Annotated in this window: 24 protein-coding genes; 16 read left to right on the plus strand and 8 right to left on the minus strand. The window is 68.2% G+C overall.

Features of this window, described 5'->3' with window-relative positions:
• Positions 1-68: 68 nt before the first annotated feature.
• Entirely contained in the window at positions 69-1004 is a 936-nt protein-coding gene (locus ACE11G_RS02265) for an alpha/beta hydrolase (RefSeq protein ID WP_082781257.1), read from the minus strand.
• Positions 1005-1412: 408 nt separating this feature from the next.
• Between ACE11G_RS02265 and ACE11G_RS02270 the strand changes: the two genes are divergently transcribed.
• Positions 1413-2768 (plus strand): HNH endonuclease signature motif containing protein, encoded by a 1356-nt coding sequence (locus tag ACE11G_RS02270; RefSeq protein WP_006896119.1) that lies wholly within the window; start codon positions 1413-1415, stop codon positions 2766-2768.
• Between the two features lie 9 nt (positions 2769-2777).
• On the opposite strand, the gene ACE11G_RS02275 is transcribed toward ACE11G_RS02270, so the two are convergent.
• A complete protein-coding gene (locus tag ACE11G_RS02275) occupies positions 2778-3392 on the minus strand; it encodes a hypothetical protein (RefSeq protein ID WP_045538765.1) in 615 nt (204 codons plus the stop codon).
• Positions 3393-3703: 311 nt separating this feature from the next.
• Between ACE11G_RS02275 and ACE11G_RS02280 the strand changes: the two genes are divergently transcribed.
• From ACE11G_RS02280 to ACE11G_RS02310, 7 genes are read left to right on the plus strand one after another with little or no spacing between them, the layout of a single operon-like run.
• The gene (locus tag ACE11G_RS02280; protein WP_081598092.1) at positions 3704-3802 is read left to right on the plus strand and encodes a potassium-transporting ATPase subunit F; all 99 of its coding nucleotides are present in this window, start codon (positions 3704-3706) and stop codon (positions 3800-3802) included.
• A 12-nt stretch (positions 3803-3814) separates the two neighbouring features.
• Positions 3815-5503, plus strand: a complete 1689-nt coding sequence (gene kdpA, locus ACE11G_RS02285) for a potassium-transporting ATPase subunit KdpA (RefSeq protein WP_062366526.1) — start codon at positions 3815-3817, stop codon at positions 5501-5503.
• Positions 5503-7599, plus strand: coding sequence for a potassium-transporting ATPase subunit KdpB (gene kdpB / locus ACE11G_RS02290; RefSeq protein ID WP_045538766.1), 2097 nt, complete (start codon positions 5503-5505; stop codon positions 7597-7599). The genes kdpA and kdpB overlap by 1 nt, the downstream gene beginning before the upstream one ends.
• Before the next feature lie 4 nt (positions 7600-7603).
• Positions 7604-8260 (plus strand): potassium-transporting ATPase subunit C, encoded by a 657-nt coding sequence (locus ACE11G_RS02295; RefSeq protein WP_006896124.1) that lies wholly within the window; start codon positions 7604-7606, stop codon positions 8258-8260.
• Between the two features lie 10 nt (positions 8261-8270).
• Entirely contained in the window at positions 8271-10814 is a 2544-nt protein-coding gene (locus ACE11G_RS02300) for a sensor histidine kinase KdpD (protein WP_062366528.1), read from the plus strand.
• On the plus strand, positions 10814-11506 hold the full coding sequence (locus tag ACE11G_RS02305) for a response regulator (RefSeq protein WP_006896126.1): 693 nt from the start codon (positions 10814-10816) through the stop codon (positions 11504-11506). Before ACE11G_RS02300 ends, ACE11G_RS02305 begins: the two co-directional genes overlap by 1 nt.
• Before the next feature lie 29 nt (positions 11507-11535).
• Positions 11536-11913 carry a PPOX class F420-dependent oxidoreductase gene (locus tag ACE11G_RS02310; protein ID WP_006896127.1) on the plus strand — a complete coding sequence of 126 codons (378 nt, stop codon included), beginning with the start codon at positions 11536-11538 and terminating at the stop codon, positions 11911-11913.
• Between the two features lie 259 nt (positions 11914-12172).
• Here ACE11G_RS02310 and ACE11G_RS02315 read toward each other — a convergent pair whose 3' ends face one another.
• Positions 12173-13384, minus strand: a complete 1212-nt coding sequence (locus ACE11G_RS02315) for a M20 family metallopeptidase (protein WP_062366530.1) — start codon at positions 13382-13384, stop codon at positions 12173-12175.
• A gap of 69 nt (positions 13385-13453) precedes the next feature.
• Between ACE11G_RS02315 and ACE11G_RS02320 the strand changes: the two genes are divergently transcribed.
• Genes ACE11G_RS02320 through ACE11G_RS02330 form a run of 3 tightly spaced genes read left to right on the plus strand, consistent with a single transcriptional unit; the run spans position 13454 to position 15670 of the window.
• On the plus strand, positions 13454-14377 hold the full coding sequence (locus ACE11G_RS02320) for a hypothetical protein (protein ID WP_006896129.1): 924 nt from the start codon (positions 13454-13456) through the stop codon (positions 14375-14377).
• A 53-nt stretch (positions 14378-14430) separates the two neighbouring features.
• Entirely contained in the window at positions 14431-14997 is a 567-nt protein-coding gene (pyrE, locus tag ACE11G_RS02325) for an orotate phosphoribosyltransferase (RefSeq protein WP_006896132.1), read from the plus strand.
• Positions 14990-15670, plus strand: a complete 681-nt coding sequence (locus tag ACE11G_RS02330) for an RNA methyltransferase (RefSeq protein WP_222111068.1) — start codon at positions 14990-14992, stop codon at positions 15668-15670. The genes pyrE and ACE11G_RS02330 overlap by 8 nt, the downstream gene beginning before the upstream one ends.
• A 30-nt stretch (positions 15671-15700) precedes the next feature.
• Here ACE11G_RS02330 and ACE11G_RS02335 read toward each other — a convergent pair whose 3' ends face one another.
• Together ACE11G_RS02335 and ACE11G_RS02340 are read right to left on the minus strand one after the other, a co-directional pair.
• Positions 15701-16579, minus strand: coding sequence for a DUF559 domain-containing protein (locus tag ACE11G_RS02335; protein WP_375003542.1), 879 nt, complete (start codon positions 16577-16579; stop codon positions 15701-15703).
• A 104-nt stretch (positions 16580-16683) separates the two neighbouring features.
• The gene (locus ACE11G_RS02340; protein ID WP_006896135.1) at positions 16684-17388 is read right to left on the minus strand and encodes a DedA family protein; all 705 of its coding nucleotides are present in this window, start codon (positions 17386-17388) and stop codon (positions 16684-16686) included.
• 149 nt (positions 17389-17537) lie between these two features.
• Here ACE11G_RS02340 and fbaA point away from each other — a divergent pair, with 149 nt between their 5' ends.
• Positions 17538-18572, plus strand: coding sequence for a class II fructose-bisphosphate aldolase (gene fbaA, locus ACE11G_RS02345; RefSeq protein ID WP_062366561.1), 1035 nt, complete (start codon positions 17538-17540; stop codon positions 18570-18572).
• A 92-nt stretch (positions 18573-18664) separates the two neighbouring features.
• Here the strand turns inward: fbaA and ACE11G_RS02350 are convergent, their stop codons facing one another.
• Complete coding sequence (locus tag ACE11G_RS02350) at positions 18665-19633, minus strand: hypothetical protein (protein ID WP_231875669.1); 969 nt, start codon at positions 19631-19633, stop codon at positions 18665-18667.
• Between the two features lie 240 nt (positions 19634-19873).
• Between ACE11G_RS02350 and ACE11G_RS02355 the strand changes: the two genes are divergently transcribed.
• The 3 genes from ACE11G_RS02355 (at position 19874) to ACE11G_RS02365 (ending at position 22489) form a co-directional block, all read left to right on the plus strand.
• Positions 19874-20317, plus strand: a complete 444-nt coding sequence (locus ACE11G_RS02355; protein ID WP_006896138.1) for a DUF3151 domain-containing protein — start codon at positions 19874-19876, stop codon at positions 20315-20317.
• 20 nt (positions 20318-20337) lie between these two features.
• Positions 20338-21492 carry an aromatic acid exporter family protein gene (locus ACE11G_RS02360; protein WP_006896139.1) on the plus strand — a complete coding sequence of 385 codons (1155 nt, stop codon included), beginning with the start codon at positions 20338-20340 and terminating at the stop codon, positions 21490-21492.
• Positions 21493-21556: 64 nt separating this feature from the next.
• A complete protein-coding gene (locus ACE11G_RS02365; protein ID WP_062366537.1) occupies positions 21557-22489 on the plus strand; it encodes a cation diffusion facilitator family transporter in 933 nt (310 codons plus the stop codon).
• 40 nt (positions 22490-22529) lie between these two features.
• Here ACE11G_RS02365 and ACE11G_RS02370 read toward each other — a convergent pair whose 3' ends face one another.
• The gene (locus tag ACE11G_RS02370) at positions 22530-23309 is read right to left on the minus strand and encodes a site-2 protease family protein (RefSeq protein ID WP_006896141.1); all 780 of its coding nucleotides are present in this window, start codon (positions 23307-23309) and stop codon (positions 22530-22532) included.
• Positions 23306-23965 carry a hypothetical protein gene (locus ACE11G_RS02375; protein ID WP_375004082.1) on the minus strand — a complete coding sequence of 220 codons (660 nt, stop codon included), beginning with the start codon at positions 23963-23965 and terminating at the stop codon, positions 23306-23308. Before ACE11G_RS02375 ends, ACE11G_RS02370 begins: the two co-directional genes overlap by 4 nt.
• 89 nt (positions 23966-24054) lie before the next feature.
• Between ACE11G_RS02375 and ACE11G_RS02380 the strand changes: the two genes are divergently transcribed.
• The gene (locus tag ACE11G_RS02380) at positions 24055-25341 is read left to right on the plus strand and encodes an adenylosuccinate synthase (protein WP_006896143.1); all 1287 of its coding nucleotides are present in this window, start codon (positions 24055-24057) and stop codon (positions 25339-25341) included.
• Position 25342 lies beyond the last annotated feature (1 nt).

The following is a 25342-nucleotide window of genomic DNA, read 5'->3' on the forward strand; positions in this document are numbered from 1 at the left end:
ACCGATGGAATCGCACAGAGGTCCCGCACTCGGGTTTCGAGTGCGGGACCTCCGTCGTGTGGGATGGATCAGAGGTTCGCGGCCAGGAAGGGAATGACCTTCTCCAATGCCGCACCCGCACCCCGCGGCTGGTCGTACAGGTCGTAGTGCGAGACGCCGGGGAGCACCACCAGTTCCTTGACCTCGGACGCCGCGCGGCGGTTGATCTCGAATCCGTCGCGGTAGGCGCCGAATGCTCCGGGCTTGTCGCCGACGACGACCATGATCGGCTGGGTCAGCAGCGTCTCGGCGAAGGCGAAGGCGTCCCACACCATGGCTGACGCGCCGTGTGCGACGTCGAAGATCGCCTTGCCGTTCGCGGACTGTCCGCGCGGGGTGCAGTAGTAGTCGTAGGCCTCGACGACGTCGATGTCGCCGATCTGCTGCGCGGCCTCGGCCGATGGCGGCAGAGCAGCACTGATCGCGCCCTCGGCTCCCGCGGCCTCGGCGGTGCGCTGCTCGGCGATCTGCTTGAGCGCGGCCACCGGGCCGCCGGCTGCCGCCGCGTTCTCGCGGACCATGCGACCGTAGTTCACGCCGGTGATCGAGACGACTGTCTTGATCCGCTTCTCACTCTGCGCCGAAGCGAGCACGTATCCGCCGCCGCCGCACACACCCAGCGCGCCGATTCGGTCGGTGTCGACGTAGGGGAGCGTCGTGAGGTAGTCGACCACCCGGCGGAAGTCCTCCACACGCTGGGTCGGATCCTCGATCAGCCGTGGGGTGCCGCCGCTCTCACCCTGAAAACTGGCGTCGAAGGCGATGACCACGTAGCCCTCGTCGGCCAGGCGCGTGGCGTAGATGTTGCCCGCTGTCTGCTCCTTGCAGCTGCCGATCGGATGCGCGCTGATGACGGTCGGGTACTTCTTGGATTCGTCGAACGACGGCGGAAAGTAGAGGTCCGCCGCGATCTCCCAGAACATGTCCGGGTTCTGGAACTTGATGTGCTTGATGTCGTTGGACACGTGCTCGCCTCTCTGTCGATTCTCGGCCGATCATGTGATGGGTATGTCTCTGTCGGCCGCTGCATCCAGTCTTCCCACTTCTGTTGACGTGGCCCAGGCCCGGTAGTTGCCTAGGAATAATCCTTCCTGGGTACGAGTCCGTGGATGAGACCCCCACCCGACGAGTCGAACACTTGTACTATCTAGAAGTCGAATGTAGCATAGATCACAGATCGAGCGTGAAGGTCTCTTCGGGACGCTTCGAGTTCTTTGAGAATCGAAAGTGCAGATGGGGTCGGTGCCGGTCCGGATTCGTCGGACCGGCACCCGGCTCGGGGGTGACTGTTGAGCGACCCTGGCGTGCTTGTTGCGTGATGCAGTGCGTTGCGACTCGATCGCGACGAGGGAGGCCGTGCGAAAGGGGGAATCATGAATCTGACTGAAGCTGTGAAGGAGTTCGCCGATCGTCTGTCGGACGAGTTGTCTCCGGCAATGGGAGGCGAGCCGGGAGGTTCGCTCGCGCGACTGATCGACTCGGTGGCTCGCGCCGGCGTCGACGACCGCGAACTCCTCGTGTTGATGGCGGAGTTGACCCGCCTGCTGAATCTGACGACGACGGCGTTGGCTGGAGTGTCGGAGGCTGCCGCGCGATCGGGGCTTCCGACTCGCAAGCGAGTGAGATCGGTCGTCGACCTGTTGAAAGGACTCGGTCACTCGCCGGCGGCGGCACATCGTCTCGCTCGGGTGGGTGGCGTCGCGGCGACGCTCCCGTCGTTGTCGCGGCAGGCGCGCGCAGGCGGGGTCTCAGTGGAACACGTCGATGCCGTCGGACGCGGGATCGCGTTCGTGGAGAAGCGGATCCCGCTCGACTCCGCGGCGCGTGAGGATCTGGCTCGGCGGCTGACGGTGCAGGAGACTCCGGCGGATGTGGCTCGCCGAGCGCGGGAACTCGCGCTCGAATGGGCTCCGGAACTCGATGAATCCGATCCGGACTCGGTGCCGGTCGCGGAGAACTCGGAGCTCAATGAGATGAGTCTGGCAGTCGGGGCCGACGGTCGGATCTCGGCGACGCTCGACGTGGATGTGCTCACCGGAGAGGAACTCAGCGCGGCGCTGGATCGGTTGTGCCGACCGGTGCCGCTGCCGGACGGCTCACCCGATCCGCGCGCGGTGGGACGGCGGCGTGCAGATGCGTTCGGGCAGATAGTCCGCTCCTTCCTCAGCGGACGCGATCGCCCGTCGAGCGGCGGCGTCCTTCCGCACGTCACTCTGGTCGTGCCGAGTCGCACGGAGGAACGTGTGAGTGGCAGGCGGTCGGAGGCGGAGCAGAGGGTCTCGTCGCTCGGCTACACCGGGCCGGTGTCGTCCGCGACGGTGGGTCTGGTTCTCTGCGATGCGGCGGTGCGGCGCATCGTGGTCGACGGCGAGTCGGTGCCGCTGGACGTCGGCCGTGAACAGCGGCTGGTCACGGCGGGGATCAGAAGGGCACTCGAAGTGCGAGATCGAGGGTGCGCATTCCCAGGGTGCGGCCGGCCCGTCGGATGGACCGATGCGCATCACTGCATTCCGTGGTCGCAGGGTGGAGAGACGTCGCTCGACAACAGCGTTCTGCTGTGCCGGATGCACCACACGCTGATTCATCAATCGGGGTGGGAGGTGTTCATCGGCCACGATCGGTATCCCTGGTTCCGTGAGCCTGCGGACACCGACCAGCCGCACCGGCCGCGAAGGGAGTTGCGGTCGAACGCGCGCAGGACGCTCACGTCGGCGCCGGCAGCCGCGTGACTGCGGCGGCTACCGCGGGCAGAAGGTCGTGGCGATCTTCATGACGGTCTCCAGCGGTGCGCCGCGGAGGCCGAGATCCCACGACACACCCTTGACGATCTGCAAGCACTGCGCGTAGTTCGAGTTCACCGAGTTGTCGACCTTCACGACGACCTTGTTGGTCCCGCCGAGGAGGTTGGTGGTGATCTGCTCGCCGGTCTCGGCGGCGTCGGACTTCGCTTCTCCGGACTTCGCGTCTCCCGGCTCGTCCGACGGCTCGGTCGCCTTGGTTCCGACGCAGGTGCCGGAGACGGTGTAGTCGGTCTTGTTGAACATTCCTGCGAAGTTCGCGATGCCGGTGTGCTGGTTCAGTGCGTTGAGCTTCACGGTGCGGGTCAACGTCTTGGTGCCGGTCTTGGCGTCCTTCCGGGTGGCGGTGACGGTGCACTGGTCCGCGTCCTTGCGGTTGATCACCATCACGTTGATCTCGTTGGTCCCGGAGGTGATCGAGACGGCTCCGGATGCCGGCTGCTGGTACCCGCCGACGACGCCGGCCGCGGCGTCGCCCGGGGCGAATGCGACCCCGACGGTCGCGGCGAGAGCGGCGGTCGCGCCGACGGTGGCCAACTGGATGCTGCGCTTCACGTGAAACTCCTCAGGGTGAGCTGGACCATGCAACTACACCGGAGACGGCGGTCCGCGCGCAAATCGCCGAGCGTGGGGGCATGCGGTGTGAACGGAGCCGTCAAGATCCTCGGCGCCGCCGTATAGATCGCGTTAAGGCATCTGGCGCAGCGCATCTCGTGCGACGAGCGTGAGGTCCGAGCCCGCCGGACCGGCGGGCCGTCGGATTGAGGAGGCCGGGAGATGGCTGACGTCGTAATGGTCTGCATCGCCGTGCTCGCGATAGCCGCGTGCGCTGGACTGCTGTTCGCACTGGAGCGGGGGACCGGGCGATGACCGGGGCTGGCACGGTGTCGGTGGTGCTGTTGATCGCCGCAATCGGCGTCGTCGGATATCTGGTGGCAGCGCTGCTGTACCCGGACAAGTTCTAGAGAGTCGGGGCATTGACTGATCTTTCGGCCGGCATTCTGCAGCTGGCAGCTGTTCTCGTCGTGCTCGCGGTGGTGTATGTGCCGCTGGGCGACTACATGGCGCGGGTGTACGAGTCCGTGAAGGACTCTCCGCCGGAGCGTCTGCTCTACCGGGTGATCGGCGTCGATCCGCGGGCGAATCAGACCTGGCGCGGCTACGCGCTGTCGGTCCTCGGATTCTCCGGTGTCTCGATCCTGGTGCTGTACGCGTTGCAGCGTCTGCAGGGGCATCTCCCGTGGTCGGACGGAAAGCCCGGCATGTCTCCGGCGGTCGCCTTCAACACCGCGATCTCGTTCGTCGCCAACACCAACTGGCAGTCGTACGAGCCCGAGACCGTCATCAGCAACCTGTCGCAGATGCTCGGCCTGGCGGTTGCGAACTTCCTGTCTGCGGCGGTCGGCATGGCCGTGGCGATCGCGCTGATCCGGGGCATCGTCAGCCGCCGGGGCAACGGAGTGCTCGGCAACTTCTGGGTCGATCTCGTGCGGGGCACCGTCCGGATTCTGCTGCCGCTGGCGCTGCTCGTGGCGACGATCCTGGTTTTCCAAGGGGCGGTCCAGTCGTGGCACACGGCAGCGGAATTCACCACTGTGGACGGGACCGCGGGACGGGTCCCATTGGGTCCCTTCGCGTCCCAAGAGGCGATCAAGCTTCTCGGCACCAACGGCGGTGGAACGTACGGGGCCAACTCGGCGCACCCCTTCTCCAACCCGACGCCACTGACCAACGTGGTCCAGGTGCTGGCGATCCTGATCATTCCGGTCTGTCTCACCCGCACTTACGGCACGCTGGTGCGTGATCGCCGACAGGGGCTCACGCTGCTGGGCGTGATGGCCGTCATCTGGGGCGCGATGCTGGCGCTGGTCTGGACCTTCGAGTCGCGGACCGACGGGATCGCGTCGCAGGCCGCGGGCGCCATGCTGGAGGGCAAGGAGTATCGGTTCGGGATTCCGGGCTCCGCTCTCTTCGCGGTGTCGACCACAGGCACGTCGACGGGTGCGGTGAACGCCGCTCACGACAGCTTCGCCGCAGCATCGGGCGGAGGGCTGCTCTGGAACATGCTGTTGGGCGAGGTCGCCCCCGGAGGCGTCGGCTCGGGCCTCTACGGACTCCTGGTGCTCGCGATCATCACGGTCTTCGTCGGCGGCCTGCTGGTGGGTCGGTCGCCGGAGTTCGCGGGCAAGCGGATCGGTCAGAAGGAGATCACCGTCGCCGCGCTCTACGTACTGGTGATGCCGGCGCTGGTGCTCGCGGGGTCCGCGGTGACTGTTCTTCTCGGATCCACACCGGAGGCTCTCGGCAACGACGGTGCCCGCGGCAGTGACAGTGCGATCCACGGGTTCAGCGAGATCATGTACGCATACGCGTCGGCGGCGAACAACAACGGCAGCGCGTTCGGCGGACTCGCCGCCACCAACGACTGGTTCCAGATCTCGTTGGGGCTGGCCATGCTGTTCGGCCGGCTGGTGCCGATCGTCCTGGTGCTCGCATTGGCCGGACTGCTGGCCAGGCAGAAGCCCAAACAGAACGAGACATCGGTCTCGCTGCTGCCCACCAGCGGAATCCTTTACGGCTCACTTCTTCTCGGCACCACGCTGCTGGTCGCCGGACTGACCTTCTTCCCGGCGATGGCGCTGGGACCGATCGCGGAGGCACTGTGATGACTGCGACGCAGAGCGACGAGAGTGCGAACGACACGAGCATGGCGGGGACCGGTGCATTCGACGTGAGGCAGCTCGTGTCGTCGCTGCCCCAGGCGCTGCGCAAGCTCAACCCGCGCGATCAGGCTCGCAACCCGGTGATGTTCGTGGTGTATCTCGGTGCGGCGATCACCACCGTGCTGGCCATCGTCTACCCATCGGTGTTCGCGTGGACGGTGGTGGTGTGGCTGTGGTTCACGGTGATCTTCGCGGGTCTGGCCGAGGCAGTCGCCGAGGGGCGCGGCCGAGCGCAGGCCGACAGCCTGCGGAAGGTGAAGCGCGACACCGTTGCCCGGGTTCTCGGCGACGACGGCGCCATCAGCCGGATCCCCGGGGCGGAGCTGAAGCCGGGAATGCGGATCGTGGTCGAGGCGGGCGAGACCATCGCCGGGGACGGCGATGTGGTGGAAGGCATCGCGACGGTCGACGAGTCGGCCATCACCGGGGAGTCCGCGCCGGTGGTGCGGGAGTCCGGCGGCGACCGGTCGGCGGTCACCGGGGGCACCGTCGTGCTGTCGGACCGCATCGTCGTGCAGATCACGGCCGAGCCGGGCAGCACCTTCGTCGACAGAATGATCGCGCTCGTCGAAGGTGCGTCGCGCAAGAAGACTCCCAACGAGATCGCGCTCGACATCCTGCTGACGGCGCTGACCATCATCTTCCTGCTCGCGGTGGTCGCGATCGGTCCGATGCAGAGCTATGCGGGACAAGCCGCCGACCCGGTGAAGCTGATCGCACTCCTGGTGTGCCTGATTCCGACGACGATCGGGGCGTTGCTCTCGTCCATCGGCATCGCAGGCATGGACCGGCTGGTGCAGCGCAATGTCTTGGCCATGTCGGGGCGCGCCGTGGAGGCGGCGGGCGACATCGACACCCTGCTGATGGACAAGACCGGCACCATCACCTACGGCAATCGCCGGGCCACAGAGTTCCATCCGGCAGACGGAGTGGAACTCGTGGAGCTGGCGGGCGTCGCGTACCGGTGCAGCCTGGCCGACGACACCCCGGAGGGCCGCAGCATCATCGACTTGGCGATCGAACGCTACGAGGTGACCCCGCTCGACGAGGTCTCGCTTGCCGCGGCGAGATCGGGCGCCGATCCGGGTATCACCGTGGTGCCGTTCACGGCTCAGACGCGGATGAGCGGCGTCGACGTGGACGAGAACGGGCGGCTCAGCGAATACCGCAAGGGTGCCGCAGATGCGGTCGAGAAGTGGGTCGGCGAGCTCCCGGCGCAGGTGCGCACCGACGTCGACACCATCGCCACCCGCGGCGGAACGCCGCTGGTGGTCGGCATCCGGCGAGGGCTGCGGTCGCATGTGCTCGGTGTCATCGAACTGTCGGACGTGGTGAAGCCGGGGATGACCGAGCGCTTCTCGCAGTTGCGCGCCATGGGTATCCGCACCGTGATGGTGACCGGCGACAACCCGCTAACCGCCAAGGCCATCGCCGACCAGGCGGGCGTCGACGACTTCATCGCCCAGGCCACTCCCGAGGACAAGCTCGACCTGATCAGAAAGGAGCAGTCGGGAGGCCGACTGGTCGCGATGACGGGCGACGGCACCAACGACGCTCCCGCGCTGGCTCAGGCCGACGTGGGGCTGGCGATGAACACCGGAACCATGGCGGCCAAGGAGGCCGGCAACATGGTCGACCTCGACTCCGATCCCACCAAGCTGATCGAGGTGGTGGCGATCGGAAAACAACTGCTGATCACCCGCGGCGCCCTGACCACGTTCTCGCTGGCCAACGATCTCGCGAAGTACTTCGCGATCCTGCCCGCATTGTTCAGCACGGTGTACCCGCAGCTCGACGCACTCAACATCATGCGGTTGCATTCGGCGCAGTCGGCGATCGTCTCCGCGGTCGTCTTCAATGCGCTGATCATCGTCGCGCTGATTCCGTTGTCGCTGAAGGGCGTGCGCTATCGGGCGACGAGCGCGGCCAATCTGCTGCGCCGCAACCTGCTGCTCTACGGGCTCGGCGGCGTGGTGACGCCGTTCATCGGCATCTGGCTGATCGATCTGCTCGTCCGGCTGCTGCCGGGGATGGGATGAGGACATGAAGAACGTCTTGCTCGGCCTGATCCGGCAGAGCGGTGTGGCGCTGCTCGCTCTGGTCGCGTTGGCCGTCGTCGTGGGCGGCCTGTACCCCGTTGCGGTCTGGGGCATCTCGCGATTCCACACGACTGCTGCCGAAGGGTCGTTCCAGTCCGACGTGCACGGTTGCCGAGCCTCCGACCTGCTCGGCGTCGACCAGCGGCCCGCGCCCGGACAGCCCGACCCGTTCCTGCACAACCGGGTCGCCGGCGGCGTCGACGACCCGATGGCGCCGGGCGATCCGGCGGCGTCGGGGGCGAGCAACCTCGGCCCGAACAGCCCCGAACTGGTCAAGATCATCGACGCCCGCCGCGCGGCGATCGCCGAGCGCGAGGGCGTGAAGCCGTCACAGGTGCCCGCCGACGCCGTCACCGCCTCGGGCTCGGGACTCGACCCCGACATCAGCCTGGAGTACGCCGCTCTGCAGGTGCCGCGGATCGCCCGGGCGTCGGGTCTGGCGCCGGAGGAGGTCCGCGAGATCATCGCCGACCACACCCGGGGCCGCCAGCTGGGTTTCCTCGGGCGGGAGCGGGTCAACGTCCAACAGGTGAACCGCGACCTGCAGAGCGCGCGCGAGACGCGGGCCGGGACAGAGCCGCATGGCACCGCCTGCCGATAGCATCGGCGACATGCCATCAGCTGAGGAACCACGGGGCCAGCTCGAGGTATTCCTCGGCTGTGCCCCGGGCGTCGGCAAGACGTACGAGATGCTGGCGCGGGCCCGCACACTCGCCGACGAGGGCGTCGATGTGGTGGTCGGGGTGGTCGAAACCCACGGGCGAGCGGCGACGGCGGCACTGCTGGACGGGCTGGAAGTGATCGATCGTGTGCCCGTCGAATACCGCGGGACCGTGCTCCTCGAAATGGATCTCGACGCGGTGCTCGCGCGTGAGCCGGAACTGGTGCTGGTCGACGAACTCGCGCATTCCAATGCGCCGGGCATGCGCCACGAGAAGCGGTGGCAGGACATCGAGGAACTCCGGGACGCGGGAATAGACGTGCTGTCCACCGTCAACATCCAGCATTTCGAAAGCCTCAACGACGTCGTCGCCCGCATCACCGGCGTCACCCAGCGCGAGACGGTGCCCGACGCGGTGGTCCGCGGCGCCGACCAGATCGAGCTCGTCGACATCGAGCCGCGTGCGCTGCGGCAGCGACTCGCCCAGGGCAAGGTGTACGACGCCGGGCGGATCGACGGCGCCCTCGCCAACTTCTTCCGGCAGGGCAATCTGACGGCGCTTCGCGAGCTGGCTCTGCTGTGGCTCGCCGATCGCGTCGACGACAAGCTCGCCGCCTACCGTGCGGCCAACGCCATCACCGAGACCTGGGAGGCGCGCGAACGGGTGGTGGTGGCGGTCACCGGCGGACCGGAATCGGCCGGGCTGATCCGCCGGGCCGGGCGGATCGCGTCGCGGTCGAGCGCCGAGTTGCTGGTGGTGCACGTGGTGCGCGGCGACGGTCTGACGAATCGGGGAGCCGCCGACGTCGGCGGCCTGCGGCAGGTGGCGGCGGGCATCGGCGCGCGCCTGTATTCGGTGGTCGGTGACGACGTCCCGGAGACGCTCCTGGAGTTCGCGCGCGCGATGAACGCGACGCAGTTGGTCCTCGGCACGTCGAGGCGGTCGCGGTGGCGGCGGCTGTTCGACGAGGGCGTCGGCGCGGCCGTGGTGCGTGACAGCGGGCGCATCGACGTCCACATGGTGACGCACGAGAAGGCTGCGGTGCGGAATCGTCTCGACATCCGCGACACGCGATTCCACCGGCCCGGCAGCTGGATTCTCGCGGTGCTCGCGCCGCTCGCACTCACCGGGGTGCTCGCGCTGACGAACGAATACCTTGGCTTCACCAGTCAGAGCGCACTGTTCTTCGTGGTGATCCTCGCGGTCGCGCTGCTCGGCGGAGTGGTGCCCGCGGCGCTGTCGGCGGTGATGTCGGGCCTGCTGCTGAACTACTTCTTCGCCGCGCCCACCTTCACGTTCACCATCGCCGAACCGGACAACATCATCACCCTCGCGGTGATGCTCATCATCGCGGTCGCGATTGCGGCACTGGTGGATTCGGCGACGGTCCGACGCAGGCAGGCACAGCGCGCAGGTCGTGACGCCGAGCTGCTGGCGCTCTTCTCCAGCGCGGTCCTCGACGGGGCGGGGGTCTCCGGGCTGCTGCAGCGGGTCCGCGAGACGTACCAGCAGACCGCGGTCGCGGTCGCGCGGAAGGACGACCGCACCGAGACGGTCGCGCATTCGGTGGGGGAGAACCCGCCGCTGACCGCGGCTGAAGCCGACACCGTCTGTCCGGCCGCCGGCGGCGAGTACCAGCTGCTGCTGCGCGGACCCGAAGTGGGAGCCGCCGACCAGCGGGTACTCGCGGCCGTCGCCAGCCAGGTGGCCGCGGCGGTCGAGCGGGACCGGCTCGAGGCCGAGGCCGCGGAGGCTGACGAGTTGGCGCGCACCGATGAGCTGCGGCGCGCGCTGCTGGCCGCGGTGAGCCACGATCTGCGGACGCCGCTCGCGGCGGCGAAGGCGGCGGCGTCGAGTCTGCGCAGCCCGGAGGTGGTGTTCAGCGAGGAGGACACCGCCGAACTGCTCGCGACGATCGAGGAGTCCGTCGATCAGCTGGCCTCGCTGGTGGGCAACCTGCTCGACTCGTCGCGGCTGGCCGCGGGAGTGGTCCGTCCCCGGCGCACCCGCACCTACTTGCCGGAGGTGATCCACCGCGCGGGCGCCGCCGTGTCGCGTCGGGCGCCGGGGACTCCGGAGATCACGGTCGACATCGGATGCGACTGGGCGGTCACCGACGCCGGACTCCTGGAGCGGGCGCTGGCCAATCTGATCGACAACGCGCTGCGCCACGGCGGCGACGCGATCGAGATCCGCACCGAGTCGGTGCCGGCCGACGACTCCGACGAGCGCCGGTGCCGAATCCGGGTGATCGATCACGGTCCCGGTATCCCGGCGGAGGAGCGGTCGCGCGTCTTCACTCCGTTCCACCAGTACGGCGACCAGAACCGGCAGACGTCGGGTGTCGGGCTCGGATTGTCGGTGGCGAGCGGGTTCGTGTCGGCGGTCGGAGGAACGCTGGCGGTGGCGCAGACTCCCGGCGGCGGGACGACGATGGTCGTGGAACTACCCGCGGAGCACGACCCGGCCGACGACCCGGAGGGAGGCGCGTGATGGCCGAACACGGGCACGTCCTCGTGGTGGACGACGAGCCGCAGTTGCTTCGAGCCTTGCGAATCAACTTGCGCGCCAGGGGCTTCGACGTGACCACGGCGGCTACCGGCGCACAGGCGCTGGAGGCGGCGAGCAAGCGGACCCCCGACGTGGTGGTCCTCGACCTCGGGCTGCCCGACATGGATGGGTTCACCGTCCTCGCCGGCCTGCGCGGGTGGACGTCGGTGCCGGTGATCGTGCTGTCGGCGCGCACCGACGCCGCCGACAAGGTGCAGGCTCTGGACGCGGGTGCGGACGACTACGTGACCAAACCCTTCGGCATGGAGGAGTTCCTCGCCCGTCTGCGCGCGGCGATCAGGCGGGGCAGCGTCGCCGGAGCACCGGCCGAGAGCCCGGTGGTGCGCGCCGGCGCGCTGGAAGTCGATCTCATGGGCAAGCGGGTCCTGCGCGACGGTGAGCCCGTGCGGCTCACACCCACCGAATGGGGTGTGCTCGAACTGCTCGTGCGCAGCGAACCGAATCTGGTGAGCCAGCGGGAGATCCTCACCACCGTGTGGGGGCCCACATACGTGAACCAGACCAACTATCTCCGCGTCTACCTGGCTGCGCTGCGGCGCAAGCTGGAGGCCGATCCGTCGCATCCGCAGCACCTCATCACCGAGGCGGGAATGGGGTATCGCTTCGTCCGGTGACGGCCGGAGATCGGCAGTACCCTCGTGCCATGACCGCCACCGTCGCCCAAGTCGCCGCCGCCAAGTACGTCATGCTGACCACCTACAAGAAGGACGGCACTCCCGTGGCATCGCCGCTGTGGGCGGCGCCCGACGGTGACGACATGTTGCTGTGGACGGTCGGCGATTCGTGGAAGGTGAAGCGGCTGCGCCGCAACAACAACGTGCTGGTCCAGGCGTGCAACGCGAGCGGGCGCAGCACCAGCGGACCTCAGGTGGCCGGGCTCGGCGAGATCGTAGACCGGCAGCGAGCCGTCGACGCGATCATCCGCAAGTACGGGCTCATCGGCCGGCTGACCATCTGGGGATCGTCGTTGCGCCGGGGCGCTTCGGCGACGGTCGGGATCCGCGTCCGCGACGTGCTGTAGATCCCCGAAGGGCCTGTCGTGCGAGCGTGCCCCAGGCCGGTTGGGCGAGCGTTCTCCAGGCTGGTTGAGCGAGCGTTCTCCAGGCTTGTTGTGCGAGGGTGCCCCAGGCTTGTTGAGCGAGCTTTCCCCAGGCTTGTTGAGCGAGCTTTCCCCAGGCCGGTTGAGCGAGCTTTCCCCAGGCCGGTTGAGCGAGCTTTCTCCAGGCCGGTTGAGCGAGCTTTCTCCAGGCTTGTTGAGCGAGCGAAGCGAGTCGAAACCCTCACCCGACCCGCGCCAGCAACGACAGCGTGACCCGCACATACGCCTGTGCGGCCGTGACGAGTTCGGACAACGACACCGATTCGTCGGGCTGATGCGCCTGCCCGTTGATGTCGCCGGGCCCCATCACGACGGTGGGGATGCCGAGGGCGGTGCTGATCCAGCCGCCGTCGCACGCGGCGGTCCAGCCGCCGACACGGGTGGGCGCCCCGGAGTCGGCGACGGCCTGCGCGGTGGCGTCGACGATCGGATCGTCGGCCGGGGTGGCGAAGCCGGGCAGATACATCGTCGGAGTCACCGAGACGGCGACACCGTCGGACTCGATGCCCGCGGCGCGGATCTCCTCCGACAGGCGCCTGCCGATCTCATCGACGTCTTCGCCGGGCATCAGCCGACGGTCGACGCCCATCGCGCAGGTCGGGGCCACCACTGAGATGCCCTGTCCGCCGTCGATGGTCCCGACGTTCCACGTTCCGTAGCCGAGCAGCGGATCCGGGTCCGCGGCCATGCGGCGCTGGTCGGCGTCGATCAGCTCGATCACCCTCGCCGCGGCGAGGATCGCGCTCGCGCCGTCGCTGGGGCGGCCGGAGTGCGCCGCGCGGCCGGTCACGGCCACATCGAAGTACGACGCGCCACGGCAACCGCGAACCACCTCGAGCCGGGTGGGCTCGGCGACGATGCATCCGAGGTACTCGCCGGAAGGCGGATCGGCGACCAGATGCCTCACCCCGACCCCGTGTTCCTCCTCGTCGACGGTCACCACCAGGCGGACCGGTCCGGAGACCTCGACGCCGTCGTCGACGGCACGCGCGACGACCTTCATCGCCGCCACAACGGCGGCGATGCCGCCCTTCATGTCGGTGGCGCCGCGTCCGACGATCAGATCGCCGTCACGACGTGGCACGAACGGATCGCCCGTCCAGCCGGGCCCGGGCGGAACGACGTCGGAGTGCCCCAGGAACATCAGACCCGGGCCGGCGGCGTCGCCGTTGACCGTCGCGATCAGATTCGGCCGGCCGGGCGCGGCTTCGGAGACCTCGACGTCGAACCCCGCTTCGCGGCACGCATCGGCCAGAACCGCGACGGTCGACTCCTCGCTGCCACCTGGGTTGACGCTCGCCTCGGCGATCAGCGCACACGTCAGCGCCTCGACCTCGGCGGCGTCGACAGCGGCTGCCAGAGCGTCGACGACGTCTTGACTGACAGTCCTCATCGTCGGCCTTTCTCCTTCAGCTTCGAGTCGTCGGGCGCACAGGGAGCCCTCGATAGTAGGCTATGCCCGATGGCCATTGTGTATTTCGTGATTGCGGTGCTCGCGCTGTTGGGTGCGGGCGCCCTGTTGTGGCTGGACCGGAACCGGTCGCAACAGGTTCACCACCAGCGTGCTGTGTGGGGCGAGACGCATTCCTTCAAGTTCCGCGAGACCGACAGCAAGCTTCGCACCGTGTTCCATCGTGCCGCGATGGACGTGCCGGAGCACGTCCGGGTGCGCGATGTCGCCTACGGCGTCTACGAGGGTGCCGAAGCCGTGGTCTTCGACCTCGAAGACACGTCGACCATCGTCGCGGTGCGTCGTCCGGCCGCGTCGGCGGTGACCGTTGACCTGCGCTACGAGGATGTGCTCGCGCCCGCGGAAGACGATGTGGATCTGCTCGGCGCGATGGGATCGCGCGTCATGTTCGCGAGCAATCTCGACGCCGCACGCCGGATCTGCGACCGCCGCATGGTGACACTCGCCACCGACACCCCGGCCTACGTCGAGATCCTGTGGAACGAGGGCAACTGGGCGCTCGGCGCGATGCCGGTGACAGTGGAGGACGAGCGTCTCGACGTCGCACTCGACGCCGTTCGCCGCTTCGCGGATCTGCTGCGCGTACTGCCGCCCGCCGTGGTGCCGCAGGACGCGCCCGACCCGCGCGATCCGCACGGTCCCACCAACGAGGAACTGGCCGACGAGAAGACCGAGTCTCTGCGCGACAAGGAGCGTCGTCGCCGCATGGAGGCATCGGCATCACAGCCGGCCCCGCGGCCGGAGCCGCGCCCGTCCCGGCTGGACGCGACACCGCGCCCGCCCGACTCCGCGGGCACTTCGCGGATCGAGCCGATCCGGCGGCCTGCGCCGCGACCGGTCGCCGATCCCCGCACGTCCCGGGAGCGTTTCGCTCCGCCGGACCTTCCGCCGCTGAACGACCCGCGCGAACGCTGATCCGGCAGCCCGGACCCCTGACCTCTCGAAGCCCTCTTAGGAGCTGGTGACCCATGTCGGCATCCGATGCCACCCCCGCCGTCGACGGCGCCGCACGCGCCCGCCTCGCCGAACTGGTGACCGAACTGGCCGTCGTGCACGGCAAGGTCACGCTGTCGTCGGGCAAGGAAGCCGACTACTACGTCGACCTGCGTCGCGCGACGCTGCACTCGGAGGCCTCACGGCTGATCGGTCAGCTGATGCGAGAGCTGACCGCGGACTGGGACTACGCCTCCGTCGGCGGACTCACGCTCGGCGCGGACCCGGTCGCGACGTCGATCATGCACGCCGACGGTCGGGCCGTCGACGCGTTCGTGGTGCGCAAAGCCGCCAAGACGCACGGCATGCAGCGCCGGATCGAGGGCCCGGACATCGCGGGGCGTCGCGTGCTGGTGGTCGAAGACACGTCGACCACCGGTGCGTCGCCGTCGCAGGCGGTCGAGGCCGCGCGCGAGGCCGGTGCCGAGGTGGTCGGGGTCGCGACCGTGGTGGATCGTGCGACCGGCGCAGATGATGTCATCACCGCGCTCGGTGTGCCGTACCGGTCGCTCCTCGGGCTGGCCGACCTCGGCCTTGCCTGACCGGCCCGACGACGCCGTCGGGCCCACCGAGTGGGTCACCGGTGTCGGTCCAGCCGTCGGTGTCGGCCCGTGGCTCGAGGAATGCGAGGGACCGCTGCCCGGTGACCCCCGCTACGACCGCACGCTCCTCGCGGAGGGGGATCGGCGCAACGTCGTCGACGCCTACCGCTATTGGACCCGCGAGGCGATCGTCGCGGACCTCGACACGCGTCGCCACGAGTTCCACATCGCCATTGAGAACTGGGGGCACGACGCCAACATCGGCACGGTGGTGCGGACCGCGAACGCCTTCCTCGCGGCCGAGGTGCACATCGTCGGGCGCCGCCGCTGGAATCGGCGCGGTGCCATGGTCACCGACCGCTACCAGCATCTCCGGCACCACTCCACCGTCGCCGACCTCATGGAGTGGGCTCGCGCGGAGCATTTGACGGTGGTCGCTGTCGACAACACACCCGGCGCGGCGGCGCTGGAACGCACCGAACTCCCGCGGCGGTGCGTGCTGGTGTTCGGCCAGGAGGGACCCGGCGTCAGCGACGAGACGCAGGACAGCGCCGATCTCACGGTCTCCGTCGCGCAGTTCGGGTCCACCCGCAGCATCAACGCGGGCGTCGCCGCGGGCATCGTCATGCACGCGTGGATCGCCCAGCACGCCGACCTCGATCAGGCGTGGTGATCGGCTTCCGGTTCGCCGTTCATCCGCGCTTCAGACGGGGTGGTTCAGCGCGTCGATCACCTGCTGGATGCAGTCGGACGGGCGGTCGTTGATCATGTGCCAGTTGAACTGCAGTTCGCGCCACCCGAGTGACTGAAGGTGGTTCGCCTTGGCGAGGTCGTTTCCGTGGCGCCGCGGATCGCGGTGAAAACTCCAGCCGGAGATCTCGACGGCCAGCCGGTGGTCGGGCCAGGCGAAGTCGAGTCGCCACCCGCCGGTCGGGAACTGCTGCACCCACCCGTCGAGTCGCCACTGCCTGAGTAAACGTGCGAAGAGTCGCTCGGCCTCGGACTCGCTGTCGGACCCCGCGATGCGGACGAGCCCGCGGGCTTCGCGGATCCCGACCAGACCGGCGTGGTCGGTGAGCGCGCGCTCCAGGTCGGCGAGCCGGACCTGCCGGGTCTGCAGCATGCGGTCGAGGAATGCGGTGCCCTCGGCGAGTTCGACAGCGGTCATCAGTGCGGTCAGCGGCTTGTGTGTCAGCGACAGCCCGCGGACCCGGGTGAGCGATTCGGGACGGTACACGCGGCGCACGGCACGGACGCCGACCGGCCACTCGAGGGAAGGCGCCTGCGACCGGCACGAGAGGGTGAGATGCGTCGGCAACTGATCCACCATGCCGTGCCACCACGCGGCGGTGGTCCGGTCGGCGACGCCGCGGTGCGCGAGAACCGCTGCGCGGACCATCGCGGCCTCAGTGAAGTCGTTCGCCGCCGATCGGTAGACGCCCCGCGCCAGGGCGGACCACTCGCCGCGCTCGATCCTGCCCTGGATCTGCCTGCGGGTCAGCCCCAGCTCGATCGCCTGCGTTGCCGTGATGACGCCGTCGTGCGCCGCCAAGTAGGCCGCGACGTCCCCTGTATCCCCCACATCTGATTAGACGCGGCGGAGTGCCGTTCGGTTCCACTGCGAATCCTGTCGAGTTGGTACCCGCCACGGGTACCAACTCGACAGGATTCACGGCTCGGCCGAGATCAGTCGAGTTCGACCGGGCTCTCGCTCTTCTGGATCCGGCGACGGCGCAGCCACTCGAAGACCATCGGCAGCACCGAGATCAGCACGATCACGATGAAGATGGGCTCGATGAGCTTCTGGATGATCTCGAACTGGCCCAGCCAGTAGCCGAGCAGGACGATGCCCGCGCCCCAGACGATCGCGCCCACCACGTTGTAGATCGTGAAGACGGCGAACTTCATCCGCGCGGCGCCGGCGACGATCGGGGCCAACGTGCGCACGATGGGTACGAAACGCGCCAGGAAGATGGTGATGGGTCCGTGCTTCTCGAAGAACTCGTGCGCCTCGTCGAGGTAGCGCTGCTTGAGGAAGCGCGCATCCGGCTTGAACATCGACGTCCCCGCGTAGCGGCCGATCCAGTAACCCACCTGGCCACCCAGGATGCCCGCGATCGGGACGCCGATCAGCAGAGGCCACAGGGTGAGGCCCGAGTCGGCGACCTTGGCTGCGTTCTCGCCCGCCTCGCCTGCGGCGATCAGACCAGCGACGAACAGCAGCGAGTCGCCCGGCAGCACCGGGAACAGGACGCCCGACTCGATGAAGATGACGAGGAGCAGACCCCAGAATGCGGCCGCTCCGAAGTACCCGATCAGATTGAACGGATCCATGAAGCCGGGCATCAGTGCCACGTTCGTCGTGGTCTCGGCAAGCAGAGTGTCGATCACAGGCCCCGATCCTACCGGCAGTCGCTTCGAGAACCCTTAACGATGTCCTTGGCAGGGGACCGGCCCGGCCCGGCGAGGCAACCGTCATACTGGATCGGACAGCTAACAATCGAGTGGAAAACATCCACTGGCTCTCTTAGGACGTGAGAATGCCTATCGCAACCCCCGAGAAGTACGCCGAGATGCTGGCCAAGGCCAAGGCGGACGGTTACGCGTTCCCTGCCATCAACTGCACCTCGTCGGAGACCGTCAACGCGGCCATCAAGGGATTCGCCGATGCCGGCAGCGACGGCATCATCCAGTTCTCGACCGGCGGTGCTGAGTTCGGTTCGGGTCTGGGTGTCAAGGACATGGTCACCGGTGCCGTCGCCCTCGCCGAGTTCGCCCACGTCGTCGCCGAGAAGTACGACGTCACCATCGCGCTGCACACCGACCACTGCCCCAAGGACAAGCTCGACGGCTTCGTCCGACCGCTGATCGAGATCTCCCGCGAACGTGTCGCGAAGGGGCAGAACCCGCTGTTCCAGTCGCATATGTGGGACGGCTCGGCCATCCCGATCGACGAGAACCTCGAGATCGCGAAGGAACTGCTCGCCAAGACCAAGGAGGCGAACATCATCCTCGAGGTGGAGATCGGCGTCGTCGGCGGCGAAGAGGACGGCGTCGAGAACGCCATCAACGACAAGCTCTACACCTCGGTCGAGGACTTCGAGAAGACCGTCGACGCGCTCGGTACCGGCGAGAACGGTAAGTACCTGCTCGCCGCCACGTTCGGCAACGTCCACGGCGTCTACAAGCCGGGCAATGTGAAGCTGCGCCCCGAGGTCCTCAAGGAGGGCCAGGACGCCGCGGTCGCCAAGCTCGGTCTCGACGCGTCGGCCAAGCCCTTCGACTTCGTCTTCCACGGCGGCTCCGGCTCGCTCAAGAGCGAGATCGAGGAGGCCGTCGGCTACGGCGTCATCAAGATGAACGTCGACACCGACACCCAGTACGCGTTCACCCGCCCGGTGGCCGGTCACATGATGACCAACTACGACGGTGTGCTCAAGGTGGACGGTGAGGTCGGCAACAAGAAGGTCTACGACCCGCGCAGCTACCTGAAGAAGGCAGAGGCCTCGATGGCCGAGCGCGTGGTCGAGGCGTGCAACGACCTCGGGTCGTCCGGCAAGTCGATCGGCCGCTGACCGGCCGGGCCGCACGCGCCCGATACGAGATGAGACGGTCCCCCGGAGCGATGCTCCGGGGGACCGTCTCGTGAAGTGCGGGACCGCGGGCGTTACGGCTTCAGGCAGACCTTCCATTCACCGTCGATCTGGTGAAGCGTGATCTGCGCGGGCGCGGTCTTCGAAGGATCGTTGCTCGGGTACATGTCGACGCCGACGCGTGCGGTGTCACCGTTGATCTGGACGGCCTTGACGTCGTCGAAGGTCATCAGCTCATTGCGGTTCTTCTGGGCTTCGAAGGCCTTCTGGAAGTCGGCGTCGGAGACCTTGGAGTAGTACGCGTAATCCGCGCCGCAGGTCACCTCGCGCAGCTTGCCGAGGTCACCCGAGGTCATCGCGCTCCGGTAGTCCTTGGCGGCGTCGGCCACCTTGTGCTCCGGTGAGCTGCCGACCAGCGCATACCAGAGGCCGACCGCGATCGCCGCGATGACGATGACCGCGGCGACGAGGAGGCCGATCAGCTTGCCACGGCTGCGCTTGCGCTGCGTTTCGGCCGGCGCGACCACCTGCGGCGCGGGCTTGGCCTGTGCGGGCCGACCCGCAGGTGCGGCGGCACCGGCTGCTGCGGCTCCGGCTGCGACAGCCGCGGGCACCGCCATCTCGGTGGTCGGCGCCTCCGATGCCGGCACCTCGACGGGCTGATCGGCCGGGGCGGCGACCTCGACGGTCGGGGCCGAGGCTGCATCCGTGTCGGAGGGCGCCTCGTCATCGGTGGCCGTCGGCGTCGCGGACTGATCGTCGGCGGGCAGGTCGATGGACTGCTCCACCAGATCGGCCTTCACCAGATCGACCTTCGCGTCGGTGCCGGCGTCCACCGCGTCACCGGTGGCCGCGTCGCCGGCCGAGAGCGCGTCTCCGACAACGGTCTCTTCGACGAGTGCGCCCTCCGCCTGCGGCGTCGCTCCCTGCGGGGCGGCCTGAGCCGGAATCTTGAAGGCCTTGGTGGGCGTCTCGGAATTGCCGCCGCCCTGAGGAGCCGGGGCGTCCTCGAGCTTCTTGACCGGGGTCGGCTCTGCAGTCATCTGTGCGTCTGTTTCCTTCGTGTCTGTTTCCTTCGTATCCGCTTTGCCCTGCTCGCGCTGGGCACGGAAAGCACCGACCACCTTGTCGATGGCAGCCGAAGTGTCTTTGTCCGAATCAGACATCTGCTCAATTTCCAATGTTCGTCGGGGACAGTACTGCTAGACGCGCAGCGTCAGGATATCGGACCTGTCGGTCTCGAGCTTCTCCGGAGCGTCCCACTCAGGTGATTGAATGATTACGTGACGTCATTTGGAGATCTCCTCGGACCCCCGCCCACCCTGCTGCCGGGAGACGACGAAGCGGAGTCGGCTCTGCTGAACGGAACCGATCCTGCGGCCGTCGCCGCCGCGCACCCGTCGGCCTCGATCGCCTGGGCCCATCTGGCCGAGGCGGCGCTCGACGGCGCGTTGGACGGCCCCGAACCGGACATCGCACGGGTCGTGGCCGCATACGCCTACGCTCGCACCGGTTACCACCGCGGCCTCGACCAACTGCGGCGCAACGGCTGGAAGGGTTTCGGTCCCGTCCCGTGGAGCCATGAGGAGAACCGTGGCTTCCTGCGCTGTGTGGGGGCGCTGGCACGTGCCGCGCAAGCCGTCGGCGAGGAGGACGAGTACTTGCGGTGCCTCGACCTGTTGAACGACAGCGATCCCCGCGCGATCGCCGAACTGGGGCTGGACTGACACCGACGGTCGTGGTGTGAGTGCACGAGGCCGCTGAAGAACCGGAGTCCAAGGCGTCGTTCCGCGACCTGGGGTCGCAGGGCGTGCAGCGACTGCCGTCGGTCCTGCGCGTTCGGGTGCGCAGACTGTGGCTGTCGCTGGTGCCGATCGCGCAGTGCGCCATCGCCGCGGGGCTGGCCTGGTTCGTGGCCTTCGACCTACTTCACCACGCTCGGCCGTTCTTCGCGCCGATCGCGGCGGTGGTGTCCCTCGGGCTGTCGCTGGCCCGCCGCTGGCGTCGTTCGGCGGAGCTGATCGTCGGGGTCTCCATCGGGATCCTCGTCGGCGACCTGGTGGTGACCCAGATCGGATCCGGTGCGTGGCAGATCACGGTTGTGGTCGCGGCGGCGATGGCCCTCGCGGTGTTCGTCGACGGCGGCCCGATGCTCCCGACCCAGGCGGCGTCGTCGGCGGTGCTCATCGCGACACTGCTGCCGCCCGGCGGTGCGGCGAGCTATCAGCGTGCGGTCGACGCGCTGGTGGGCGGCTGTATCGGCCTGCTCGTGGGGGCGCTGGTGCCGGTGAATCCGGCTCGGCGGGCGCGCCGCGACGCCGCGGGCATTCTCAACACGCTGCGCGATCTGAGCCACGACCTCGCCGAGGCGCTCCGCGCGCGGGACGAGGACGCGGTCTATCGGGTCCTTGCGGCGGCCCGTGGCACCCAGCCCGCCGTCGACGGCCTCCGGGCCGACATTCTGGCCGGGCGTGAGGTCGGGACCCTCTCACCGCTGTACTGGGCTTCGCGCGACCGCTTGCGCAAGATCGCCGCGACCGCCGATCCGATCGACAACGCGGTCCGCAACTTCCGCGTGGTCACGCGGCGGGCGCTGGGGCTGACGCAGCGCGGGGTGGCGGTGGAAGAGCCGATGATCGACATCATCGAGGACATCGGCGGACTGTTCGAGACCCTGCGCGCGATGATGCTCGCCGAGCCCGGTCAGCCGCCGGATCCGGCAGACGCCGCGCGCGAGGTGCGCTCGGTGGTGCGCAGAGCGCGCACGTCGCTGGCCGACCACGTCGAGGACCTCTCGGAGGCCGCGCTGCTGGTGGAGTTGCGCTCGCTTCTGGTGGATCTGTTGATGGTCGCCGGACTCAAGCGTTCGTCCGCCATCGCGCAGTTGCACCTGAACAAATGAGTACTCGAGATCACCAGACGCAGCACTCTTGTCATATATGCGAAAGTTCGCATATATTGAGGTCATGGGTACTGATCACGAACACGGCCACAGTCACGGCCCGACCGCGGCAGACCTGGCACGACCGGACGCGGGGCACCGGCGGATCTGGCCGCTGGTGGTGTCGCTGGGCCTGATCGGCACGTTCTTCGTCGTCGAACTGGTCACCGGCCTGCTGTTCGGCTCGCTCGCCCTCGTCGCCGACGCCGGGCATATGGCGACCGATCTGGTGGCACTGACGATGGGGCTGGTGGCACTGTTGCTCGCCCGCCACGGCCGGGTGACCGACGGCCGCAGCTTCGGCTGGTACCGCGCGGAGGTGTTCACCGCGGTCCTCAACGCCGTGCTGCTGCTGGGCGTCGGCGTCTACGTGCTGTACGAGGCCGTCGTCCGACTCGGGACGAATCCGGAGGTGCCCGGCGGGCCGATGATCGTGGTGGCGCTGCTGGGGCTGGCCGCCAACGTGATCGTCATGTACCTGTTGCGGGCCGACTCGGGCACGTCGCTCGCGATTCGCGGGGCCTACCTGGAAGTGCTCGCCGACGCGGTTGGCAGCGTCGGGGTGCTCATCGCCGGTGTGGTCGCGATGACCACCGGCTGGGGATATGCGGACCTGATCGTCGCGGTCTTCATCGCCCTGTGGGTAGTGCCGCGCGCGGTGAAGCTCGCGCTCGACGCACTCAAGATCCTGAACCAGCAGGCGCCGTCCCACGTCGACCTGGACGAATTGCGTGCCGACCTCGCCGCCCTGCCCGAGGTGCAGGACGTGCACGACCTGCACGTGTGGTCGGTGACGACCGGCATGGACGTGGCGACGGTGCATCTGAGCAGCACCGGAGATCACTGTGCCGCGCTCACTGCCGCGCAGCGGGTCTTCGCCGAACGCGGCCTCGAGCACGCCACAGTCCAGGTGGAACGTCCCGGCGACCGCTCCCAATGCGAAAGTCTCACCTGGTGAGAGCGGACTGAACGTCTCGACCCGAAGTGCGGAGCAGCGCCTACAGCCAGAACGCGAACAAGCGGATCCCGTACGAGACGAACGCCGGGCTGATTCCGAAGGCCTCGAACGCGTGGTAGACGAGGCCGAAGAACGCGGAGTTCAGCTGCGGGATGAACAGCAGCAGGAACAGGATCAGGAAGCCGAAGGGTGCGATCTTCTCCGCCGCCTGACGGACGTTCGCAGGCAGATGCGGTTCGAGCGCGCCGTAACCGTCGAACCCGGGCACGGGCAGGATGTTGAGCAGCGTCGCCGACAACTGCAGGAATGCCAGTGCGGCGGTGGCGGCCCAGAGGTTCAGGTTCGCGGTGGTGGGAGTGGTCGACGCGAGTGCCGCCAGAAGCGCCAGTCCGAGGACCAGGTTGGTCGCCGGGCCGGCCAGCGACACCTTGGTGCGCTGCGCGGGGGTGAAGGCCGCGGTGTTGAGGTAGACCGCTCCGCCGGGGAAGCCGATGCCGCCGAGCGCGACGATCAGCAGCGGCAGGGCGATCGACAGCCCCGCGTGGGTGTACTTGCGCGGATCGAGAGTCAGATACCCGCGGACTTCGGCCGACCGATCGCCGTAGCGGAAGGCGGTGAACGCGTGCGCGAACTCGTGCAGAGACAACGAGATCACCCATCCGCTCAGCACGAAGAGCAGGGCGCCGAACATGCCGAGGGCGCTGCGTTCCGCGCCGGACCGCAGCAGCAGGTACACGCCGACGGCGAAGGCCGCGCACAGCCCGAGGAACACCGGTCCGGGTCGAACGGACTTGAGGGCCGCGGTGGTCGGGGTGGTCACGGTCGCACCAGTCTCCAGTCGATGTGATGCCGATAGAAGGTGGATCGCTTCACGACGCGGTCGGTCAGTTCGCCTTCGCGCTCGACCACGAGGTTGGTGCCTCCGGTCTGAACCGCCCGGCCGCTCTTCCATCCGCCGGGCAGCGCCCGGGCGCGGCGGCCGCGGACTCCGGGTTCGACGGTCAGTGGCTCGATCTCCACCGCGCGGACGGTGCCGTCGAAGATCGTCGCCGAGTCGGCGATGCACTCGCCGTGCAGCTTCTCGCCCGCTGCCCCCAGATGTCGTGCCCGTCCGACGAGGACTGTCGCGGCATCGTCTCGGATGAGTGGAAGCTGCTGCGCCGTACCGGTTTCGGCGAGACGCATCGCGGCATCGCCGTGCGGTAGACCGTAGTTCCCGGTAGCGGCGGTGACGTGCGGTGCGACGTAGGCCACCTCGACGTCGAGACGTTCGAGCTTCATCAGGGCGGCGACGACCCGCGCTAAGAACGCGTCCGGCGCCATCGCATCGGAGTCGGTGGGGGCCACCACGATCCGGGGGGCGGCGCCGGCGGAAGCGGTGGCGGCGGAGCCGGCCGACGGGTCGTCGAGCAGGCCGGCGAGGCGGCGGGTCAGGGCGGACGGTACTTCGTCGCCGGGGCTGACCGTGATCAGCAGAGAGGGCACCTACCCAGGCTATACGGCAGCGGGGACCAACATTTCGACCGCGACCCAGTAGGGTGGGCACGTTAGGAGGAGCACCTGATATGGCTGCGATTGTGCTGATCGGCGCCCAGTGGGGCGACGAAGGCAAGGGTAAAGCGACGGATCTGCTGGGCGGGAAGCTGCAGTGGGTGGTGCGCTACCAGGGCGGAAACAACGCGGGACACACTGTGGTCCTGCCGAACGGCGAGCAGTTCGCGCTGCACTTGATTCCGTCGGGGATTCTGACGCCCGGTGTCAAGAACGTCATCGGCAACGGCGTCGTCGTCGACCCGAGCGTTCTGCTCACCGAGCTCAAGGGGCTGGAGGACCGCGGCGTCGACACGACTTCGCTGATGCTGTCGGCCGACGCGCATCTGCTGATGCCGTACCACGTCGCCATCGACAAGGTCACCGAGCGCTTCCTGGGCAACAGCAAGATCGGTACCACCGGTCGCGGCATCGGGCCCTGCTACCAGGACAAGATCGCCCGCGTGGGCGTCCGCGTGGCCGACGTGCTCGACGAGAAGATCCTCGCGCAGAAGGTCGAGGCCGCGCTCGAGATCAAGAATCAGATCCTCACCAAGATCTACAACCGCAAGGGTCTCGACCCGCAGCAGGTGGTGGACGAGACGCTGGAGCTGGCCGAGGGGTTCAAGCACCGGATCGCCGATACCCAGCTGTTGCTGAACCAGGCGCTCGAACGCGGTGAGACCGTGCTGCTCGAAGGTTCGCAGGGCACGCTGCTCGACGTGGACCACGGCACCTACCCGTACGTGACGTCGTCCAATCCGACCGCCGGCGGCGCGTCGGTGGGCGCGGGCATCGGGCCCACCAAGATCACGACGGTCCTGGGCATTCTGAAGGCGTACACCACGCGCGTCGGTGAGGGCCCGTTCCCCACGGAGCTCTTCGACGAGTGGGGCGAGTACCTGGCCAAGACCGGCGGCGAGGTCGGCGTGACCACCGGACGTGCCCGTCGCTGCGGTTGGTTCGACGCCGTCATCGCGCGGTATGCGACCCGCGTCAACGGCATCACCGACTACTTCCTCACCAAGCTCGACGTGCTGTCGAGTCTGGAAGAGGTCCCGATCTGCGTGGCCTACGAGGTCGACGGCGAGCGGGTGGAGGACTGGCCGATGACACAGACCGGCATCCATCACGCCAAGCCGATCTACGAGACGATGCCCGGTTGGTGGGAAGACATCTCCGGCTGCCGTACCTTCGACGAACTGCCCCAGAATGCGCAGAACTACATCCACCGGCTCGAGGAGCTGTCGGGTGCGCGCATCTCGTGCATCGGCGTCGGCCCCGGGCGTGACGAGACGATCGTCCGGCATCAGCTCGTCTGAC

It is taken from the genome of Gordonia sp. PS3 (assembly GCF_041950545.1).
GTDB classification, from domain to species: Bacteria; Actinomycetota; Actinomycetes; order Mycobacteriales; family Mycobacteriaceae; genus Gordonia; species Gordonia sihwensis.

What these genes read in the sequence shown, in the direction of transcription:
- ACE11G_RS02270 (WP_006896119.1), top strand. Translation starts at nt 1,413, where the DNA reads ATGAATCTGACTGAAGCTGTGAAGGAGTTCGCCGATCGTCTGTCGGAC.
- ACE11G_RS02280 (WP_081598092.1), top strand. Translation starts at nt 3,704, where the DNA reads ATGACCGGGGCTGGCACGGTGTCGGTGGTGCTGTTGATCGCCGCAATC.
- kdpB (WP_045538766.1), top strand. Translation starts at nt 5,503, where the DNA reads ATGACTGCGACGCAGAGCGACGAGAGTGCGAACGACACGAGCATGGCG.
- ACE11G_RS02295 (WP_006896124.1), top strand. Translation starts at nt 7,604, where the DNA reads ATGAAGAACGTCTTGCTCGGCCTGATCCGGCAGAGCGGTGTGGCGCTG.
- ACE11G_RS02300 (WP_062366528.1), top strand. Translation starts at nt 8,271, where the DNA reads ATGCCATCAGCTGAGGAACCACGGGGCCAGCTCGAGGTATTCCTCGGC.
- ACE11G_RS02305 (WP_006896126.1), top strand. Translation starts at nt 10,814, where the DNA reads ATGGCCGAACACGGGCACGTCCTCGTGGTGGACGACGAGCCGCAGTTG.
- ACE11G_RS02310 (WP_006896127.1), top strand. Translation starts at nt 11,536, where the DNA reads ATGACCGCCACCGTCGCCCAAGTCGCCGCCGCCAAGTACGTCATGCTG.
- ACE11G_RS02315 (WP_062366530.1), bottom strand. Translation starts at nt 13,384, where the DNA reads ATGAGGACTGTCAGTCAAGACGTCGTCGACGCTCTGGCAGCCGCTGTC.
- ACE11G_RS02320 (WP_006896129.1), top strand. Translation starts at nt 13,454, where the DNA reads ATGGCCATTGTGTATTTCGTGATTGCGGTGCTCGCGCTGTTGGGTGCG.
- pyrE (WP_006896132.1), top strand. Translation starts at nt 14,431, where the DNA reads ATGTCGGCATCCGATGCCACCCCCGCCGTCGACGGCGCCGCACGCGCC.
- fbaA (WP_062366561.1), top strand. Translation starts at nt 17,538, where the DNA reads ATGCCTATCGCAACCCCCGAGAAGTACGCCGAGATGCTGGCCAAGGCC.
- ACE11G_RS02350 (WP_231875669.1), bottom strand. Translation starts at nt 19,633, where the DNA reads ATGACTGCAGAGCCGACCCCGGTCAAGAAGCTCGAGGACGCCCCGGCT.
- ACE11G_RS02365 (WP_062366537.1), top strand. Translation starts at nt 21,557, where the DNA reads ATGGGTACTGATCACGAACACGGCCACAGTCACGGCCCGACCGCGGCA.
- ACE11G_RS02380 (WP_006896143.1), top strand. Translation starts at nt 24,055, where the DNA reads ATGGCTGCGATTGTGCTGATCGGCGCCCAGTGGGGCGACGAAGGCAAG.